General features: G+C 67.9%; 16 protein-coding genes and 1 pseudogene. 7 read left to right on the plus strand and 10 right to left on the minus strand.

The genetic code is table 11. From position 1 onward, the window contains the following. From BN4346_RS40645 to clpS, 3 genes are all read right to left on the minus strand, one after another. Positions 1–182, minus strand: a 182-nt coding sequence (locus tag BN4346_RS40645) for a P1 family peptidase (RefSeq protein WP_167666232.1), incomplete at its 3' end; no start/stop codon positions are given. Positions 183–187: 5 nt separating this feature from the next. Then, entirely contained in the window at positions 188–775 is a 588-nt protein-coding gene (gene aosR, locus BN4346_RS40650; protein WP_067975083.1) for an oxidative stress transcriptional regulator AosR, read from the minus strand. Positions 776–805: 30 nt separating this feature from the next. Next, complete coding sequence (gene clpS / locus BN4346_RS40655) at positions 806–1120, minus strand: ATP-dependent Clp protease adapter ClpS (RefSeq protein ID WP_067975090.1); 315 nt, start codon at positions 1118–1120, stop codon at positions 806–808. A 55-nt stretch (positions 1121–1175) separates the two neighbouring features. On the opposite strand from clpS, the gene BN4346_RS40660 reads away from it, so the two are divergent. Beyond that, positions 1176–2492 carry a nicotinate phosphoribosyltransferase gene (locus tag BN4346_RS40660; RefSeq protein ID WP_096867568.1) on the plus strand — a complete coding sequence of 439 codons (1317 nt, stop codon included), beginning with the start codon at positions 1176–1178 and terminating at the stop codon, positions 2490–2492. On the opposite strand, the gene BN4346_RS48215 is transcribed toward BN4346_RS40660, so the two are convergent. From BN4346_RS48215 to BN4346_RS40675, 3 genes are read right to left on the minus strand one after another with little or no spacing between them, the layout of a single operon-like run. After that, positions 2487–2864, minus strand: a complete 378-nt coding sequence (locus tag BN4346_RS48215) for a type II toxin-antitoxin system VapC family toxin (protein ID WP_067975091.1) — start codon at positions 2862–2864, stop codon at positions 2487–2489. The two genes, BN4346_RS40660 and BN4346_RS48215, sit on opposite strands and share 6 nt — an antisense overlap. Then, complete coding sequence (locus tag BN4346_RS40670) at positions 2861–3103, minus strand: hypothetical protein (protein WP_067975094.1); 243 nt, start codon at positions 3101–3103, stop codon at positions 2861–2863. Before BN4346_RS40670 ends, BN4346_RS48215 begins: the two co-directional genes overlap by 4 nt. A 46-nt stretch (positions 3104–3149) precedes the next feature. Further along, complete coding sequence (locus tag BN4346_RS40675) at positions 3150–3416, minus strand: YdeI/OmpD-associated family protein (RefSeq protein ID WP_067975097.1); 267 nt, start codon at positions 3414–3416, stop codon at positions 3150–3152. Positions 3417–3487: 71 nt separating this feature from the next. Here BN4346_RS40675 and BN4346_RS40680 point away from each other — a divergent pair, with 71 nt between their 5' ends. The 3 genes and pseudogenes from BN4346_RS40680 to BN4346_RS40690 form a co-directional block, all read left to right on the plus strand. Then, complete coding sequence (locus BN4346_RS40680; protein WP_067975098.1) at positions 3488–3862, plus strand: nuclear transport factor 2 family protein; 375 nt, start codon at positions 3488–3490, stop codon at positions 3860–3862. Between the two features lie 44 nt (positions 3863–3906). Then, positions 3907–5907, plus strand: a complete 2001-nt coding sequence (locus BN4346_RS40685) for an ATP-dependent DNA helicase (RefSeq protein WP_067975348.1) — start codon at positions 3907–3909, stop codon at positions 5905–5907. Positions 5908–6141: 234 nt separating this feature from the next. Further along, positions 6142–7461 (plus strand): annotated as a pseudogene (locus tag BN4346_RS40690) (neutral zinc metallopeptidase); the annotation flags it as partial. Positions 7462–7485: 24 nt separating this feature from the next. On the opposite strand, the gene glgP reads toward BN4346_RS40690, so the two are convergent. Beyond that, positions 7486–10068, minus strand: coding sequence for an alpha-glucan family phosphorylase (gene glgP, locus BN4346_RS40695; RefSeq protein WP_067975100.1), 2583 nt, complete (start codon positions 10066–10068; stop codon positions 7486–7488). Between the two features lie 139 nt (positions 10069–10207). Here glgP and BN4346_RS40700 point away from each other — a divergent pair, with 139 nt between their 5' ends. Both BN4346_RS40700 and glgB read left to right on the plus strand, forming a co-directional pair. After that, positions 10208–12244, plus strand: a complete 2037-nt coding sequence (locus BN4346_RS40700) for a maltotransferase domain-containing protein (RefSeq protein ID WP_067975352.1) — start codon at positions 10208–10210, stop codon at positions 12242–12244. Further along, entirely contained in the window at positions 12244–14460 is a 2217-nt protein-coding gene (gene glgB / locus BN4346_RS40705; RefSeq protein WP_067975102.1) for a 1,4-alpha-glucan branching protein GlgB, read from the plus strand. The genes BN4346_RS40700 and glgB overlap by 1 nt, the downstream gene beginning before the upstream one ends. A gap of 10 nt (positions 14461–14470) precedes the next feature. On the opposite strand, the gene BN4346_RS40710 is transcribed toward glgB, so the two are convergent. Both BN4346_RS40710 and BN4346_RS40715 read right to left on the minus strand, forming a co-directional pair. Beyond that, the gene (locus BN4346_RS40710; protein ID WP_067975105.1) at positions 14471–15382 is read right to left on the minus strand and encodes a tetratricopeptide repeat protein; all 912 of its coding nucleotides are present in this window, start codon (positions 15380–15382) and stop codon (positions 14471–14473) included. Between the two features lie 144 nt (positions 15383–15526). After that, the gene (locus BN4346_RS40715) at positions 15527–16708 is read right to left on the minus strand and encodes an acetyl-CoA C-acetyltransferase (protein WP_067975109.1); all 1182 of its coding nucleotides are present in this window, start codon (positions 16706–16708) and stop codon (positions 15527–15529) included. An 81-nt stretch (positions 16709–16789) separates the two neighbouring features. On the opposite strand from BN4346_RS40715, the gene mce reads away from it, so the two are divergent. Beyond that, the gene (gene mce / locus BN4346_RS40720) at positions 16790–17281 is read left to right on the plus strand and encodes a methylmalonyl-CoA epimerase (protein WP_067975112.1); all 492 of its coding nucleotides are present in this window, start codon (positions 16790–16792) and stop codon (positions 17279–17281) included. 30 nt (positions 17282–17311) lie between these two features. On the opposite strand, the gene BN4346_RS49165 is transcribed toward mce, so the two are convergent. After that, positions 17312–17554, minus strand: a complete 243-nt coding sequence (locus BN4346_RS49165) for a hypothetical protein (RefSeq protein ID WP_078058758.1) — start codon at positions 17552–17554, stop codon at positions 17312–17314. Positions 17555–17587 lie beyond the last annotated feature (33 nt).

Below are 17587 nucleotides of genomic sequence, written 5' to 3' on the forward strand. Positions count from 1 at the left end.
GGCGGCGTCGGATGTGGATAGGAGACAGGTGCCCCACCGCGACCGTCGACGGCGCCGACCGTCCCGGGTGGCGCCAACACGACCGTGACGCCGGTGGCCCAGCCGGAGCCCAGTGTCGCATCCGAGTCGATCCGGTGGTGGTGGCCCACCCGAATTCCTGCGACATCGGTGATCGAACCCATGCCTGTCATCGTCGGGGCCTTCCCATCAGTGCGACCACCAGGAATTCCTGCAGCACGGTGAGCCACTGATACACGTTGAGCTGACCAGCCATGGGATCACCCGCCGGCACCTGAGCGGGACCGTCGGGACCAATCTTGAGCACGGTGCCCAGCGCGAGGCGAATGTCGTTGACCGCGGCAATCCAAGCGTTGGCCTGCTCCTCGGTCAACTCGAAACGACCACCCTGTTCGGGAACCGTAGCCAGCACCTGTTGCGCCGCACCACGTTTGGCATCGATAATCCCCGGTTCGTGCAGACTGCGCAGCGCTGCGTTCAGACCCTCTGCGTCAACCGCAGAGCCGTCCTCGCCACCTTCCGGGCGATAGAAGTCCGGCAGCAGCCGACGCGTCGTGGCGTCAGCGGGCGTCCGGGTGTTGCCGATGCGTATCCCGGTGAGCTGTTCAAGTTCGTCTGGCGGCGACGAGGACTCCCGCGCGTCGAGCATGCCGACGATCGACCCGACCAGATTCCGGAGCAGCGCGGCCTCGTGAAGGGCCAGCGCAGACCGGAAGCGGGGTCCGTCGTCGGTCTCTACCCGCTTCCACTTCTGCACGGTGAAGTCCTGGTTCCCTTCGGTTGAGCCTCAGCGGTCCTGCTGCATGGTCGCCCACAACCCGGCGGCATGCAGCTTGGACACGTCGACCTCCATCGACTCACGGCTTCCCGCCGACACCACGGCCTTGCCCTCGTGGTGCACCTGCAGCATCAGCTTGGTCGCGTGCTGCTCGCTGTAACCGAACAGTTTCTGGAAGATGTACGTCACATAGGTCATCAGGTTGATCGGGTCGTCCCAGACGATGGTCACCCAGGGGGAAGCCGTCTCCTCGACCGGGTCGGCGTGCCGCTGTCCGGTGCCCTGCGGTTTCACCGGGGCGGACGTCGGTGCTGACGTGGCCATACCGGTCAGGATACCGAGCCGAGGTGGGGTGCAGTCCAGTCGATACGGTTGGCGAGTGAACTCTCCGGCCCGGTGCGGCGGGCTACTCACCGACAAGTACGAGCTGACCATGCTCGCCGCGGCGCTGCGCGACGGCACGGCCCATAGACGGACCGGCTTCGAAATGTTCACCCGCCGCCTGCCCGAGGCGCGCCGCTATGGGGTGGTCGCGGGCACCGACCGGTTTCTGGAAGCCCTGATCGGGTTCACCTTCGACGACGCCGCGCTGCGTCTGCTCTCGGGGTTCCTGGATCGCCAAACCGTGAATTTCCTGGCGGATTACCGCTTCCGCGGCGACATCGACGGCTACCCCGAAGGCGAGCTGTATTTCGCCGGGTCGCCGGTGCTCAGCGTTCGGGGCAGCTTCGCCGAGTGCGTCGTGCTGGAGACACTGTTGCTGTCGATCTTCAATCACGACACCGCGATCGCCTCGGCAGCCGCACGCATGGTTAACGCGGCAGGCGGACGGCCCCTGATCGAGATGGGCTCACGCCGCACGCACGAGCAGGCCGCCGTGGCTGCGGCCCGGGCGGCCTACCTGGCGGGGTTCGCCGGAACCTCCAATCTGGAGGCGCACCGCAGGTTCGGTGTGCCAGCGCTGGGCACCAGTGCACACGCCTTCACGCTGCTGCATACCGGAGCCGACGGCGAGGTGGCGGCTTTCCGCGCCCAGGTCGCCGCGCAAGGGGTCGACACCACGCTGCTGGTGGACACCTATGACGTCACCACCGGGGTGGCCAACGCCGTCGCGGCCGCCGGACCCGGACTGGGCGCCGTGCGCATCGACTCCGGGGAGCTGGCGGTGTTGGCCCATCAGGTCCGCGACCAGCTGGACCGGCTGGGTGCCACCAAAACCAGGATCGTGGTCTCCGGCGACCTCGACGAATACGGCATCGCGGCGCTGCGGGCCGCGCCGGTGGACAGCTACGGTGTCGGCACCGCGCTGGTGACCGGCTCAGGAGTGCCCGCGGCCGGTTTCGTCTACAAACTGGTCGAGGTGGACGGCAATCCGGTGCACAAGCGCAGCACCGGCAAAGGATCGCAAGGCGGACTCAAACAGGCGCTGCGAGTCGCCCGGGAGAGCGGCATCGTCACCGAGGAGGTCGTCTACCCGGCCGGGCAGCCACCGGTGGTGGACCTGTGGACCCGGATATTGCCCGTTCCGCTGGTACGGAGCGGCGACGTGGTGACCGAGACTGGGCCGACCGCGCTGGCCGCGGCGCGCGAGCGCGTCATGGCCGGGCTGCACAGCCTGCCGTGGGAGGGGCTCAAACTCGCGCACGGCGAGCCGGCGATCCCGACCCGGCTGGTTTCTCGTAGTGATGAGCTATAGCAGGTCGACCCGACACCGTGGCCCGGGCGCATTCGCCAGCCGAGCGTCGGTGGTGAGCAGTGCCGTGGCGTCGACCAATTCGGCAAGCGCTACATAGGTGGCGTCGTAGGCGCTGAGGTTGTCCCGCAGCTCCCATATCCTCGGCCGCAGCCAATCAGCCGCGAACCTGGTCAGCGTCAACTGCATGAAGCCGTCCATCGCGAGATCGCCTTGTTCGGCACCGAGGACACCGCGCCGAACAAGTCCGCGGAGCACCTGAGTGACTTCGCTGTCGACCAGGTGTGGGGCTGCCAGTTCTTCGTGCCCGAGCCGCTGGGGATCAAGTCCGCCGACGAGCAGTTCCACGACTACTCCGGCGTCGACGATCTTCACTCACCGCGCCCCTCGTGCAGCACCGACAAGATCGTGTCGCGATCGGCCCGGTCCAGGACCGCGCGCTGCGTGCGACGAACCACCGCAGCGTTATGCCGCACTACCTGAGCACGCTTGGCAAGGTGCTCCAATTCGCGCTGGAGGTACCTGGTCAGCGAAAGTCCCTGCGCATCGGCGGCTTCGACCAGTGCAGCGTGGACCTCATCGGGAACGTCCCGGATGTGCATGACCTTCGACATATCTGGCAATCATACCGACCAATGGGTGCAGTCTGCACCCATTCGGTCAGCGTCCGGTGCGTTCCCGGTGTTTGCACCCTGGCCAGCAGCAGGGGCGCCGCTTGCCTTCCTCGAGTTCCTCGCGCGTGCGGCGGATCCGTCGCTCGCGGGTCGCCTGCTGCTTGGCATCTTCGACCCAGCAGATGAACTCGTTGCGCGCCAGGGGGGTAATGCTGTGCCATGCGTCCAGCGCCGTGGGGCTGACCAACAGTCCGTCCCGCAGATCTGCCGGTAGTCCGTGCACTGCGCCGCCTGGCAACCGCTGGCTGCTCATCGCCTCAGGGTAGCGACCGTTGACGGGAAAATGGGTGGGGCGCGGGCGCCGGTGTCGCTACCGTGAGCAACATGGACATCGATGCGGCGACGTTCAGCCAGGAGTGGGCGCAAGCCTGGAACAACCATGACGTAGACGCTGTTCTGGCGCACTTTCATGACGACGCCGCGTTCACCTCCCCGGTGGCCGCACAGTTGTATCCCGAAACGGCCGGAGTGATCCGCGGCAAGGCCGCGTTGCGCCAGTACTGGTCCGGCGCTCTGCAGCGCATCCCGAATCTGCATTTTGTCGTCGAAGACGTGTACCGAGGCATCGACACCCTCGTGATCAACTACCGCAACCAGAACGGCGGACTCGTCAACGAGGTCCTGCGATTCGGTAGTGACGGCTTGGTCATCGAGGGACACGGAACCTATCTGGTGTCCCGCTCCGCCGCCACGGCCTGACGAATGAGCATGCAGATCGGAAAGCGGGCTACCGTGTGCACACCATGGCTGACCCGTCCGTATCCGAGCTGCTCGCCGCCGCGGTAGCCGCACTGGGCGGCAGCGAACGCGAGGGCCAGGTTCGCATGGCCGAGGCGGTGGCGCGCTGCTTCGACACCGGCGAACATCTGGCGGTGCAGGCCGGCACCGGTACCGGCAAGTCGCTGGCCTACCTGGTTCCTGCGATCGCGCGGGCGTTGACCGACGAGAACCCGGTCGTGGTGTCGACCGCGACCATCGCACTGCAGCGCCAGCTCGTCGACCGTGACCTGCCGCGTCTGGCCGGCGCCCTGGAAAAAGTGCTGCCTCGGCGGCCTACCTTTGCTTTGCTCAAGGGCCGGCGAAATTACCTGTGTCTGAACAAGATCCACACCGGCATAGCCGAGGAATCCGACCACGAGCCGCAGGCCGAACTGTTCGATCCGTTCGCGGCCAGCGCCCTGGGCCGCGACGTGCAGCGACTGACCGCCTGGGCTGAAGACACCGACACTGGTGACCGCGACGACCTCAAACCCGGTGTACCGGAACGGTCCTGGTCCCAAGTCAGCGTCTCGGCGCGGGAATGCGTGGGCGCGGTGCGCTGCCAATACGGCACGGAATGCTTCGCCGAGCGGGCCCGCGCCGTCGCTGCCGAGGCCGACGTCGTCGTCACCAACCATGCCCTGTTGGCCATCGACGCCATCTCCGACACCACCGTGCTACCCGAGCATCACCTGCTGGTGATCGACGAGGCGCACGAGCTCGCCGACCGGGTGACCTCGGTGGCCACCGCCGAACTGAGCGCGACCCTGCTCAGCGTCGCGGTGCGCCGCGTCGGCCGGCTGGTCTCCCCCGAGCTGGTCCAGCGCCTCGATGCCGCCTCGCTGACGTTCGGCTCGGCGATCCACGACGGCACGCCCGGCCGGATGGATCACCTCGACGACGAGCTGGCCACCTATCTGGCCGCCCTGCGCGACGCCGCCGGTGCGGCCCGCGCCGCCATCGACACCGCACCGGCCGATCCCAAGGCCGCGGCCGCGCGCAAAGAGTCGGCCGCCGCACTGACCGAGATCGCCGACACCGCATCCCGGATCCTGACCTCGTTCGAGCCGGCCATCCCCGACCGCTACGACGTGGTCTGGCTGAGCCATGAAGACAACCGCGGCTCGGTGCGGGCCGTGCTGCGGGTGGCGCCGCTGTCGGTGGCGGGGCTACTGCGCGAGCGGCTGTTCGCCCGCGCGACGACGGTGCTGACCTCAGCGACCCTGACTGTCGGCGGATCCTTCGACGCCATGGCCGGCGACTGGGGTCTGCGGCGCGGTGAGGATCCCCAGGCGGCGCGCTGGCGCGGCCTTGATGTCGGCTCGCCGTTTGCGCACGCCAAGGCGGGCATCCTCTACGTCGCTGCGCACCTGCCGCCACCCGGGCGCGACGGCACCGGCACCGCCGAACAGCTCGACGAGATCACCGCGCTGATCACCGCGGCCGGCGGCCGGACCCTGGGCCTGTTCTCCTCGATGCGGGCGGCCCGAGCCGCGGCCGAAGCGATGCGCGAGCGCCTCGACACCCCGGTGCTGTGCCAGGGCGACGACACCACCGGCGCGCTGGTGCAGCAGTTCGCCGACGACGCCGAGACGTCGCTGTTCGGCACGCTGTCGCTGTGGCAGGGCGTCGATGTACCGGGGCCGTCACTGTCGCTGGTGCTCATCGACCGCATCCCGTTCCCGCGCCCGGACGATCCGCTGCTGACCGCCCGGCAGCGCGCCATCACCGCCCACGGGGGCAACGGTTTCATGGCGGTCGCCGCCAACCATGCGGCCCTGCTGCTGGCCCAGGGCGCCGGCCGGCTGCTGCGCGGGAACGACGACCGGGGCGTGGTGGCGGTACTCGACTCCCGGATGGCCACCGCCCGCTACGCCGGTTATCTGCGGGCCTCGCTGCCGCCGTTCTGGGGCACCACCGATGCCACGGTGGTCCGCGCCGCGTTGACCCGGCTCAACCAGCCCCGGGTTACCCAGCCCGGGTAGCGCGGGCGGACGTTCGGCCGCGAAACGCAATTTGGCGACGCCAGCCGTGCGTGTCGGGTCGGGTCGTCAGATTCCGACTCGGCGCCGTTTTCATGTCGCACCGCGTGCGCGCCGCACCGCTTATTCTGGGCAACGGCCCGGCACCAACGTCCGAGAGGTAGCACCCGATGCGTCGACGACAGGTGGGGTGTCTAGCTGTCGTGATCGCCTTGCTGCTGTCGGGCTGCGCCCACTGGCCTGCAGGCCGTCGACGGCCCCACCGGGCTGCGTCCGGACGCCCCGCCGCCGACCCGGGAAGTCGACGGCACCGACGGCGGGCGGATCGATCAGCTCGCCGCCCAGTCGGTCAGCGATCTCGAGGCGTTTTGGACCACGAGCTATCCCAACACCTTCGACGGCGAGTTCAAGCCGGCGAAATCACTGCTGTCCTGGGATCCGGGTCGACTACGTGGAACATTCTGTGACAGTAGGACTTTCCTGCTGGTCAACGCTGCCTACTGCTATCTGGACAACACCATCGGCTGGGACCGCCGGCTACTGCTGCCGGCGCTGCGCAGCGCCTACGGCGACATGGCCATCGCCATGGTGCTCGCCCACGAATACGGTCACGCGATCGCCCGCACTGCCGGCATCACCAAGCGGCGCCAGACCCCGACACTGGTGGCTGAGCAGCAGGCCGACTGCCTGGCGGGTGTCTACCTGCGCTGGGTGGCCCAGGGTGATTCCCCCCGCTTCACGCTGAGCACCGGCGACGGGCTCAACGGCGTGCTGGCCGCGATGCTGGCGCTGCGTGATCCATTACTCGGTCCCGACGAAACGATCGGCGGCAACGAGCACGGCTCGGCCTTCGAGCGGATCTCGGCGTTCCAGTTCGGGTTCACCGACGGTGCCGGGTCGTGTAAGGCGATCGATGCCAAGGAGATCGAGCAGCGACGCGGTGAACTGCCCGTTCAGCTACAACAGGACGAAACCGGCGAGGTGCCGGTCAGCGAGGAATCGGTGCGGCTGGTCGTCGACGCGATGAACATCGCCTTCACGCCGGCCCAACCGCCGACACTCACTTTCGACGCCGCGACCGCATCGTCGTGTGCGGACGCCCGGCCTAGTCCGCCAGCCTCGTATTGTCCGGCGACCAACACCATCGCGGTCGACCTGCCGGCCCTGCAGACCATGGGCACCCCGAGCAAGGACCAGAAGTTGGCGACACTGTCCGGCGACAACACCGCCTACTCGGCGCTGATCTCGCGGTACCTGCAGCGGGTGCAGATCGAACACGGCGGGTTGGTGCTCGACAACGCCGCCGCCGCACTGCGCACCGCGTGCCTCACCGGGGTGGCCACCACCCGACTGTCCCAGGGCGTCACCACCTCCAATGGCGGCAGGATCGCATTGACCGCAGGCGATCTGGACGAAGCAGTCGCAGGCCTGCTGACCAACGGTCTGGCCGCCGGCGACGTCAACGGCGAGTCGGTACCGGCCGGGTTCTCGCGCATCGATGCCTACCGCACCGGGGTGCTCGGCGATTTCGATCGCTGCCTGGCCCGCTTCCCCTGACGCCACCGTCTCCCAGGCGCAGCCTCAGGCCAGCGTGACCAGACCCAGTTCAGCATCGCCGGACAGCAACGGATGGCACGGCAGCACCCGCACGGTGTAGCCCACTGCCCCAGCCACCGGTAGCCGACTGGTCGTGGAGAACACTTCGGTTCCGTCGGCGTCGGTGTGGGCGTGCGACATCGCCACGGTGACCGGATCCAGCAGGGTGTCACCGGAATCCACCCGGCCCAGCACGGCCTGCACCACCACCTCGTCCGGCCGCAAACCGGCCAGGCGCACCGCGGCGGTCAGCGTCAGCTCCGATCCCAACCAGGGCGCATCGGGCAGGCCGGTGCTGTCGACGTCGGTGATCTGGATGTGCGGCCAGGCCGCCTCCGCTCGGCTCCGGTAGTCGGCCAGCTGACGTGCCGCCCCGTAAGGCACGCCGTCGATCGGCTCGCAGGTGCGCCGCAACGACTGCGCGGCCGGGGCATAACACTGCTCCACGTAGTCGTGCACCATCCGCGACGCCAGCACTTTGGGTCCCAGCGTCTGCAGCGTGTGGTGCACCATCTCCATCCAGCGCGGCGGCACGCCCCGGTCGTCACGTTCGTAGAACTTCGGCACCACCGACGACGCCAGCAGGTCGTAGAGCGCCGCGGCTTCCAGATCGTCACGCCGGTTCTCGTCGGCGACGCCGTCCGCGGTGGGAATCGCCCAGCCGTTCTGGCCGTCGAACCATTCGTCCCACCAGCCGTCGCGAATCGACAGGTTCAGCCCGCCGTTGAGCGCGCTCTTCATTCCCGAAGTACCGCAGGCCTCCAACGGGCGCAGCGGATTATTCAGCCAGACGTCGCATCCGGCGTAGAGGCGCCGCGCCATCGACATGTCGTAGTCCGGCAGGAACGCAATGCGGTGCCGCACCTCCGGGCGGTCGGCGAACCGCACCACCTGCTGGATCAGCGCCTTGCCGTCGTCGTCGGCCGGATGGGACTTGCCGGCGACGATCAGCTGGACGGGACGCTGCTCATCGAGCAGCAGCTGCTCCAGTCGGTCGGGATCACGCAGCATCAGCGTCAACCGCTTGTACGTCGGCACTCGTCGGGCGAAGCCGATGGTCAGCACGTCGGGGTCGAATGCGGTGGCGATCCAGCCCAACTCGGCTTCCGAGGAGCCGCGTTCCAGCCCGGACTGCAGCAGCCGCAACCGGACCTCGTCGACCAGCAGTGCCCGCAGCTCCGAGCGGATGGACCACAGCGTGACGGGGTCGACCTGTTGCAGGCGTTGCCAGGCTGCGGGCTCGCTAAACGAGTCGGCAGCGGCCACGTCGCGACTGAGCTGCAGCCACGGCGGTGCCGCCCAACTCGGCGCGTGCACGCCGTTGGTGATCGAGCCGATCGGCACCTCGTCGCCGTCGAATCCGGGCCACAGGTCGTTGAACATCGCCCGGCTGACCCGGCCGTGCAGCCGCGAGACACCGTTGGCGCGCTGCGCCAGCCGCAGACCCATGTGGGCCATGTTGAACATGCCGGGATCATGTTCCACACCCAGTTCCATGACCCGCTCAGTAGGCACCCCGGCGACCAGGGCATCACCACCGTCGCCGAAGTAGCGGCGCACCATGTCGGCGGGAAACCGGTCGATTCCGGCCGGGACCGGGGTGTGGGTGGTGAACACCGTCGCCGATCGGACCACGGCCAGCGCGGTGTCAAAATCCAGGCCCTGCTCGGCGATCAGCTCACGGATGCGTTCGACGCCGAGGAAGCCCGCATGTCCCTCGTTCATGTGAAAGACCTCGGGAGCAGGAATGCCCTGCAACCGGGTGAACTCGCGGATCGCCCGCACACCGCCGATCCCGGCCAGGATCTCCTGACGGATCCGGTGCTCCTGGTCGCCACCGTACAGCCGGTCGGTGATACCGCGCAGCTGGTGCGGGTTCTCGCCGATGTCGGAATCCAGCAGCAGCAACGGCACTCGGCCGACCTGCGCGACCCAGATCCGGGCCCGCAACCGGCCGGCCCCGGGCAACGCCACATCGATCAGCACCGGGCGGGCGTCGGTATCGACGAGCAGCCGCAACGGCAGCCCCTGCGGGTCCAGTGCCGGATAGGTTTCGCGTTGCCAGCCGTCGGAGGTCAACGCTTGACGGAAATAGCCGGACCGGTAGTACAACCCCACCGCAATCAAGGGCACGCCCAGATCCGACGCCGACTTCAGGTGGTCCCCGGCCAGGATCCCCAGGCCGCCTGAGTAGTTGGGCAGCGCTTCGGCGACACCGAATTCCATCGAGAAGTAGGCGACCGCCGTCGGCAGCGCCGCCCCGGCGTCCTGCTGGTGCTGGTACCACCGCGGCCTGGTCAGGTACGCCGTGAGGTCGGCAGACAGTGCGTCGAGCCGGGCGGTGAACTCCTGGTCGGCGGCCAGCTCCTCGAGCCGCCCGGGACTGACCGCCCCCAGCAGCGCTACCGGGTCACGCCCACACCCGTCCCACAATTCGGGGTCGATGGCGGCGAACAACTCCTGCGTCGGCTGCTCCCACGACCAGCGCAGGTTCATCGACAGCTGTTCGAGTGCCAGCAGCCTCTCGGGCAGGTGGGCGCGAACGGTGAACCGGCGGAGGGCCTTCACGCTTGCCCACACTACCGGCGACGCCAATCTGCGACTGCCCCCTAGACCTGACAGTTCGGTTGCGAACATGTTGCGTGATGCCAGGCCCCCGGACGACGGCTACCGTGGGCGCAGAGAGCCCAACGACGAACGGAGTGTGGTGGCTGGCCGAGTCGAGGTCGACGATGTCGAACCGGTCGTCTCGTGCGGCCGCTACCCGGCCAAGGCCGTGGTCGGTGAGACCGTGCCGGTCAAGGCCACGGTCTGGCGTGAAGGCCACGATGCCGTCGCAGCGACGTTGGTGGTGCGTTACGTCGGGCGCCGCTATCCGCTGCCGGGTGATCCGCTGCCGACGACCTCGACCGGTTCGGCATGGCATCTGCCGATGCACACCGGGTTCGACGCCTACGTTTTCCACGGCGCCTTCACCCCCGACGCCGTCGGCCTGTGGACTTTCCGCGTCGAGGGCTGGGGAGATCCGTTGCAGAGCTGGCGGCACGCGGTGACCGCCAAGCTGGACGCCGGCCAGGCCGCGGCCGAACTGTCCAATGACCTGTTGATCGGCGCGGACTTGTTCGACCGAGCCGCGGCCGGGGTGCCGAGGGCGCAGCGTAAACGCGTGCTGGCAGCGGCCGCCGCGTTGCGCGCCTCGGGCGACCCGGTGCAACGGGCCGCGCCGGCGTTGTCGGCCGAGCTGGAGGAGCTGTTGGCCCGCTACCCGCTGCGTGAGCTGGTCACCACCGGTGTCGAGCACCAGGTGTGGGTGGATCGCCCGTTGGCACGCCGCGGTGCGTGGTACGAGATGTTTCCGCGCTCGACCGGCGGCTGGGACGCCGAGGGCCGACCGGTGCACGGCACGTTCGCCACCGCAGCCGCAGCATTGCCCCGGATCGCGGCGATGGGTTTCGACGTGGTGTACCTGCCGCCGGTCCATCCCATCGGCCGGGTACACCGCAAGGGCCGCAACAACTCCGCGACCGCCGAACCCGGCGACGTGGGTTCGCCGTGGGCCATCGGCAGCGCCGAGGGCGGCCACGACGCGGTGCATCCGGAGCTGGGCGACATCGGCGACTTCGACGACTTCGTCGCCGCGGCCCACCGGCTCGACCTGGAGGTTGCCCTGGACCTGGCGTTGCAGTGCGCACCGGATCATCCCTGGGCCACCCAGCATCGGGAATGGTTCACCGAGCTGCCCGACGGCACCATCGCCTACGCGGAGAATCCGCCGAAGAAGTACCAGGACATCTACCCGCTGAACTTCGACAACGATCCGGCCGGCCTGTACGCCGAGGTACTGCGGGTGGTCCGGTTCTGGATGGACCACGGGGTGAAGATCTTTCGGGTCGACAACCCGCACACCAAGCCACCGGACTTCTGGCTGTGGTTGATCGCCGCCGTCAAGAACATCGACCCCGATGTGCTGTTTTTGTCCGAGGCGTTCACCCCACCGGCGCGCCAGTACGGCTTGGCCAAGCTGGGGTTCACCCAGTCCTATTCCTACTTCACTTGGCGGACAACGAAATCCGAGATCACCGAATTCGGTCGGGAGATCGCCGAATTCGCCGACTACCGCCGACCGAATCTGTTCGTCAACACCCCCGACATCCTGCACGCCAGCCTGCAGCACGGCGGTCCCGGGATGTTCGCCATCCGCGCGGTACTGGCGGCGACGCTGAGCCCGGCGTGGGGCGTGTACTCCGGTTTCGAGCTGTTCGAAGACCGCGCACTGCATGAAGGCAGCGAGGAGTACCTCGACTCGGAGAAGTACGAACTTCGGCCCCGCGACTTCGCCGGGGCCGTCGCCGAAGGCCGCTCCCTAGAGCCATTCATCGCCCGGCTCAACGAGATTCGCCGCCTGCACCCGGCGCTGCACCAGCTGCGCACGGTGCACTTCCATCATGTCGACAACGACGCACTGCTGGCCTACAGCAAGTTTGACCCGGCTACCGGCGACACCGTGCTGGTGGTCGTGACGCTGAATCCGTTCAGCGCCGAGCAGGCGACGCTGCACCTGGACATGTGGGCGCTGGGAATGCCTGATTATCAACGCTTCTGGGTACGTGACCAGATCAGCGGTGAGGACTACAACTGGGGTCAGGACAACTATGTGCGCTTGGACCCGGCACGCGCGGTTGCTCACATCGTCACCATGCCGCCGATCAATGCCGGTGCCCGCACCGAGATGCTGCGCCGCTGATGAGCACCATGACCCGACACCTGGCGCCCCATCCTGCCGACCTGACCCGGCTACTTGCCGGTGAACACCATGATCCGCACGCCATCCTGGGCGCTCACGAATACGGCAAGACAACGGTTATCCGGGCGCTGCGCCCGCGTGCCCGGCGCATAGTGCTGCTCGTCGGTACCGAACGCGTCACCATGCGCGACCTGGGCTCCGGATTGTTCGCGGCGGCCCTGCCGTTCACCGGCCTCATCGATTACCGACTGGAGGTGCACTATCCGGAAACGGGCGAATTCGCCGAGCCCACCGGCGTGCACACGGTCGCCGACGGATACCGATTTGCGCCGACGCTGGGCGAATTCGACCTGTACCTGTTCGCCGAGGGACGCCACGAACGTCTCTGGCAGGTGATGGGGGCTCAGCATCGGACCTTCACCACGCCCGACGGCGAGGTATCCGGCGTGTCCTTCGCGGTGTGGGCGCCCAACGCCACCGGGGTGAGTCTGATCGGTGATTTCAACGGCTGGGGCGGCGACGACGCCCCGCTGCGATCCTTGGGATCGTCCGGAATCTGGGAGCTGTTCTGGCCCGACTTCCCCACCGGCGGCCTCTACAAGTTCCGCATCCACGGGGCCGACGGCGCCGTCACCGAGCGCGCCGATCCGTTTGCCTACGCCACCGAGGTGCCGCCGCGCACCGCATCGATGGTGACGGTCAGCAACTACACCTGGAACGACGCCGACTGGATGGCACAGCGCTGCAAGCGCGACCCGGTCAGCGAGCCGATGAGCACCTACGAGGTCCACCTGGGTTCGTGGCGCCCGGGGCTGACCTACCGCCAGCTGGCGGTGGAACTGACCGAATACGTTGTCCAGCAGGGCTTCACCCATGTCGAACTGCTGCCGGTGGCGGAGCATCCGTTCGGCGGGTCTTGGGGATACCAGGTGACGTCGTACTACGCGCCGACGGCGCGATTCGGCACCCCCGACGACTTCCGGGCGTTGGTCGACGCACTGCATGCTGCGGGCATCGGCGTCATCGTGGACTGGGTGCCGGCGCATTTTCCCAAGGACGACTGGGCCCTGGGTCGATTCGACGGGACCCCGCTCTACGAGCACTCCGATCCGCGCCGCGGTGAGCAACTCGACTGGGGCACCTACGTGTTCGACTTCGGCCGCCCAGAGGTGCGCAACTTCCTGGTCGCCAATGCGCTGTACTGGCTGACCGAGTTTCATGTGGACGGGCTGCGGGTGGATGCCGTCGCATCGATGCTCTACCTGGACTATTCGCGCCCGCACGGTGGGTGGACCCCCAACATCCACGGCGGCCGAGAGAACCTGGAGGCGGTGCAGTTCCTGCAGGAGTTGAACGCGACCACCCACCGGGTCGCGCCGGGCATCGTGACCATCGCCGAGGAGTCCACCTCCTGGCCGGGAGTCACCCGGGACACCAGCCTGGGCGGACTGGGATTTTCGATGAAATGGAACATGGGCTGGATGCACGACACCCTGGCCTACCTCGGTCACGATCCGGTGCACCGCAGCTATCACCACCACAACATGACGTTCTCCATGCTGTACGCGTTCAGTGAGAACTACGTGCTGCCGATCAGCCACGACGAGGTGGTGCACGGCAAGGGCACGCTGTGGTCGCGGATGCCCGGAGACGACCACCACAAGGCTGCGGGCCTGCGCGCCCTGCTGGCCTACCAGTGGGCGCATCCCGGCAAGCAATTGCTGTTCATGGGCCAGGAATTCGGGCAGCGCGCCGAGTGGTGCAACGAGCGCGGAGTCGACTGGTTCCAGCTCGACCCCCAGATCGAGCCCGACGGCTACTCCCCCGGCATCCTGCGGCTGGTCAGCGACCTCAACGCCCGCTACCGCGCGCTGCCCGCCTTGTGGTCCCAGGACGCCGACCCGCGGGGTTACTCGTGGATCGATGCCAACGACTCGGCCAACAACGTGCTGAGCTTCCTGCGCTACGGCACCGACGGTTCGGTGCTGGCCTGCGTGTTCAATTTCGCCGGCGTCACCCACGCCGATTACCACCTAGGACTGCCCCGGGCGGGCCGCTGGCGTGAGGTGCTCAACACCGATGCGGTCGGCTACCGCGGTTGGGGCGCAGGCAACTTGGGCGGGGTCGAGGCCACCGACGAACCCTGGCACGGCCGGCCGGCCTCGGCGGTGCTGGTACTACCCGCGCTGTCCGCCGTGTGGCTGGCGCCCGAGTAATCCGAGCTGGTCAGTACAGCGCGTTGGCCAGGTTGCGCCGGCCGGCGACGACCTCCGGATCGGCGGCGTCGAACAGCTCGAACAGCTCCACCAGCCGGGTCCGCACTTCGGTCCGCTCGTCACCAGAAGTTCGTCGCACCAGTGCGATCAGCCGGTCGAACGCGGCGGTGACGTCCTGGTTGAGGATCTGCACGTCCGCCGCGGCGAAGGCAGCCTCGATGTTGGCCGGGTCGGCGTCGGCCTGGGCCGGTGCATCGGGTTGCCGGCCGGTCGCGCGTTCCAGGAAGGTGAGCTGGCGCAGCGCCCCCTTGGCTTCGACGTGATTGGGGTCGGTGTCCAGCAACGCCTGGTAAGAGGCGCGTGCCGCGGGGAAGTCGCCGGCGTCGAGTTGGTCACGGGCCTGTGCCAATACCGGGTCCACCTGTTCTGGAGGCTCGGCGTCGCCGCCGCCGGCAAGCTTGCCTGCGGTGGCCGACACCAGCGAGTCCACCCAGCGGCGCAGCTGGTCGGGCGGCTGGGGCCCCTGAAAACTGGTGATCGGTTGGCCGCCGGCCAGCGCTATCACCGTCGGCACGGCGTCCACACCGAAGACCTGCGCCACTCGTGGGGCGACGTCGACATTGATGGTGGCCAGCGACCACTTGGCCTCGCCGCCAGCGTTGTCGGCCTGGGCCAGCCCGGCCAGGTTGTCGGCGAGCTGGATGCAGGCTTCACTGCGCGGCGACCACAGCAGGACTACCACCGGCACCTGGTTGGACCGGACCAGCACCTCGTCTTCGAAGTTGGCCTCGGTGATCTCGGTAGCGCCCGGCGGGGCCGCGGAGTTACCGGCGGCACCGCCGGATGGTGCCGGCTGCTTGAGGCCGGACAAATCCACTGCTCCGGCCAACGCCGGGCCGATCGGGGGTCGAGGACGCGTCACGCCGTCAAGTCTGTCACGCCGCCCACGCGGCGCCTCCAACGGCCATTTCGGAGGCCTACCCCGCAACTATGACCAAGATCACACTTTGACGAGGTCCTGCGGACATTGGCAGCGCCAGCAACCTACGCAACCGTAGGGAGGCTGTTACCCGGCGCGCAGGATGAGCGCGTCGCCCTGACCACCGGCACCGCACAGCGCGGCCACCGCGTAGCCGGAACCGAGCCGCTTGAGCTCGAGGGCGGCATGCAGCGTGATCCGCGCCCCGGACATCCCGATCGGGTGCCCCACCGCGATCGCGCCACCGTGCACATTGACCACGTCAGGATTGAGCCCCAGCTCACGGGTCGAGGCCAGCGACACCGCCGCAAACGCCTCGTTGATCTCCACCACGTCGAGTTGGTCGATCGATATCCCCTCGCGGGCGATCGCCTTCTTGATGGCGTTGGCCGGCTGGGACTGCAGGGTCGAATCCGGTCCGGCCACGACGCCGTGCGCCCCGATCTCGCACAGCCAGTCCAGCCCCAGTTCCTGCGCCTTCGCCTTGCTCATCACGACCACGGCGGCGGCGCCGTCGGAGATCTGCGACGACGAACCGGCGGTGATGGTGCCATCGGAGCGGAATGCCGGCTTGAGCCCGCCCAGCGACTCTGCGGTGGTGTTGGCCCGGATGCCCTCGTCCTCGGTGAACTCCAGCGGATCCCCCTTACGCTGCGGGATCTTCACCGGCACCACCTCGTCGGCGAAAACGCCGTCCTTCCAGGCCGCGGCGGCCTTGCGGTGCGATTCGGCCGCGAACTCGTCCTGCTCTGCGCGGGTGAACTTGTCTTCGTCGTTGCGCTGCTCGGTGAGGGCCCCCATCGGCTGGTCGGTGAAGACGTCGTGCAGACCGTCGTAGGCGAGGTGATCACGCACCGTCACGTCGCCGTACTTGTAGCCCTCACGGCTTTTGATCAGCAGATGCGGCGCCTGGGTCATGGACTCCTGGCCGCCGGCCACCACCACATCGAATTCGCCGGCGCGAATCAGCTGGTCAGCCATGGCGATGGCGTTGATCCCCGACAGACACATCTTGTTGATGGTCAGCGTCGGCACATCCCAGCCGATACCCGCACCTACCGCCGCCTGCCGAGCCGGCATCTGACCGGCCCCCGCGGTGAGCACCTGGCCCATGATCACGTACTGCACCAGCGAGGCCGGTACCTGCGCCTTCTCCAGCGCCCCGGCGATGGCGACGGCCCCCAGGTCGCTGCCGGAGAAATCTTTCAGCGAACCCATCAACCGGCCGATCGGGGTCCGAGCCCCAGCAACGATCACCGATGTCGTCATGACTACCTCCCGGGCGGGTTTGAAGAGCCGATCTTTCCGGTCGGCGCAGCACGATGTTTCCGCTCAGGTTACCGTTACGTTATGACCACCGAATCCGTCACTGACCCTTGTGAGGTACGTCCCGCCCTGGCCTCGGCCTTGGTGACGGCGGTCGACCACGTCGGTATCGCAGTCCCGGACTTGGAAGTGGCCAAGAAGTGGTACCACGACAAGCTCGGGATGATCGTGCTGCACGAAGAGGTCAACGAGGAGCAGGGCATCGTCGAAGCGATGCTCGCGGTGCGCGGCGCCGCGGTCGGCAGCGCGCAGCTTCAGCTGATGGCCCCGATCGACGAGTCGTCGACGATCGCGAAGTTCCTGGACAAACGCGGCCCCGGCCTGCAGCAGCTGGCCTATCGGACCAGCGACATCGACACGCTCTCCGAGCGCCTGCGCGAGCAGGGTGTCCGGTTGCTCTATGACGCACCGCGGCGCGGCACGTCGAACTCGCGGATCAACTTCATCCACCCCAAGGACGCCGGCGGCGTGCTGGTCGAGCTGGTCGAGCCGGCCGCGAACACCGAAGCGCACTGAGCATTTAGGACCAGTTCCTGGTCGGGGCTACTAGGACCACTTTCGGGTCGGGCCCCGGTTGTTGCGGTTAGCCCAGCAGGGCGTATGCCAATGCCGCCGATCGTCACCCGCAGCGTCGCTTGCCCTATGCGGCCATACCACCACATGGGCTATGCCGCAACGGATTTCGTGATCGCACCCCGGGCACCGATAGACCTTCACGGCTCGCGAGCCCGCTACCGGCACGACAATGTATTCGTAGCCGTCGGGGCCGTCCTCCACGCGCTGTTGCAGCGGCGGTAGCGGCGGCGATCAGCCTAGTGACCC

Origin of the sequence: Mycolicibacter icosiumassiliensis, from assembly GCF_900078685.2 — a bacterium.
Classification (GTDB): Bacteria; Actinomycetota; Actinomycetes; order Mycobacteriales; family Mycobacteriaceae; genus Mycobacterium; species Mycobacterium icosiumassiliensis.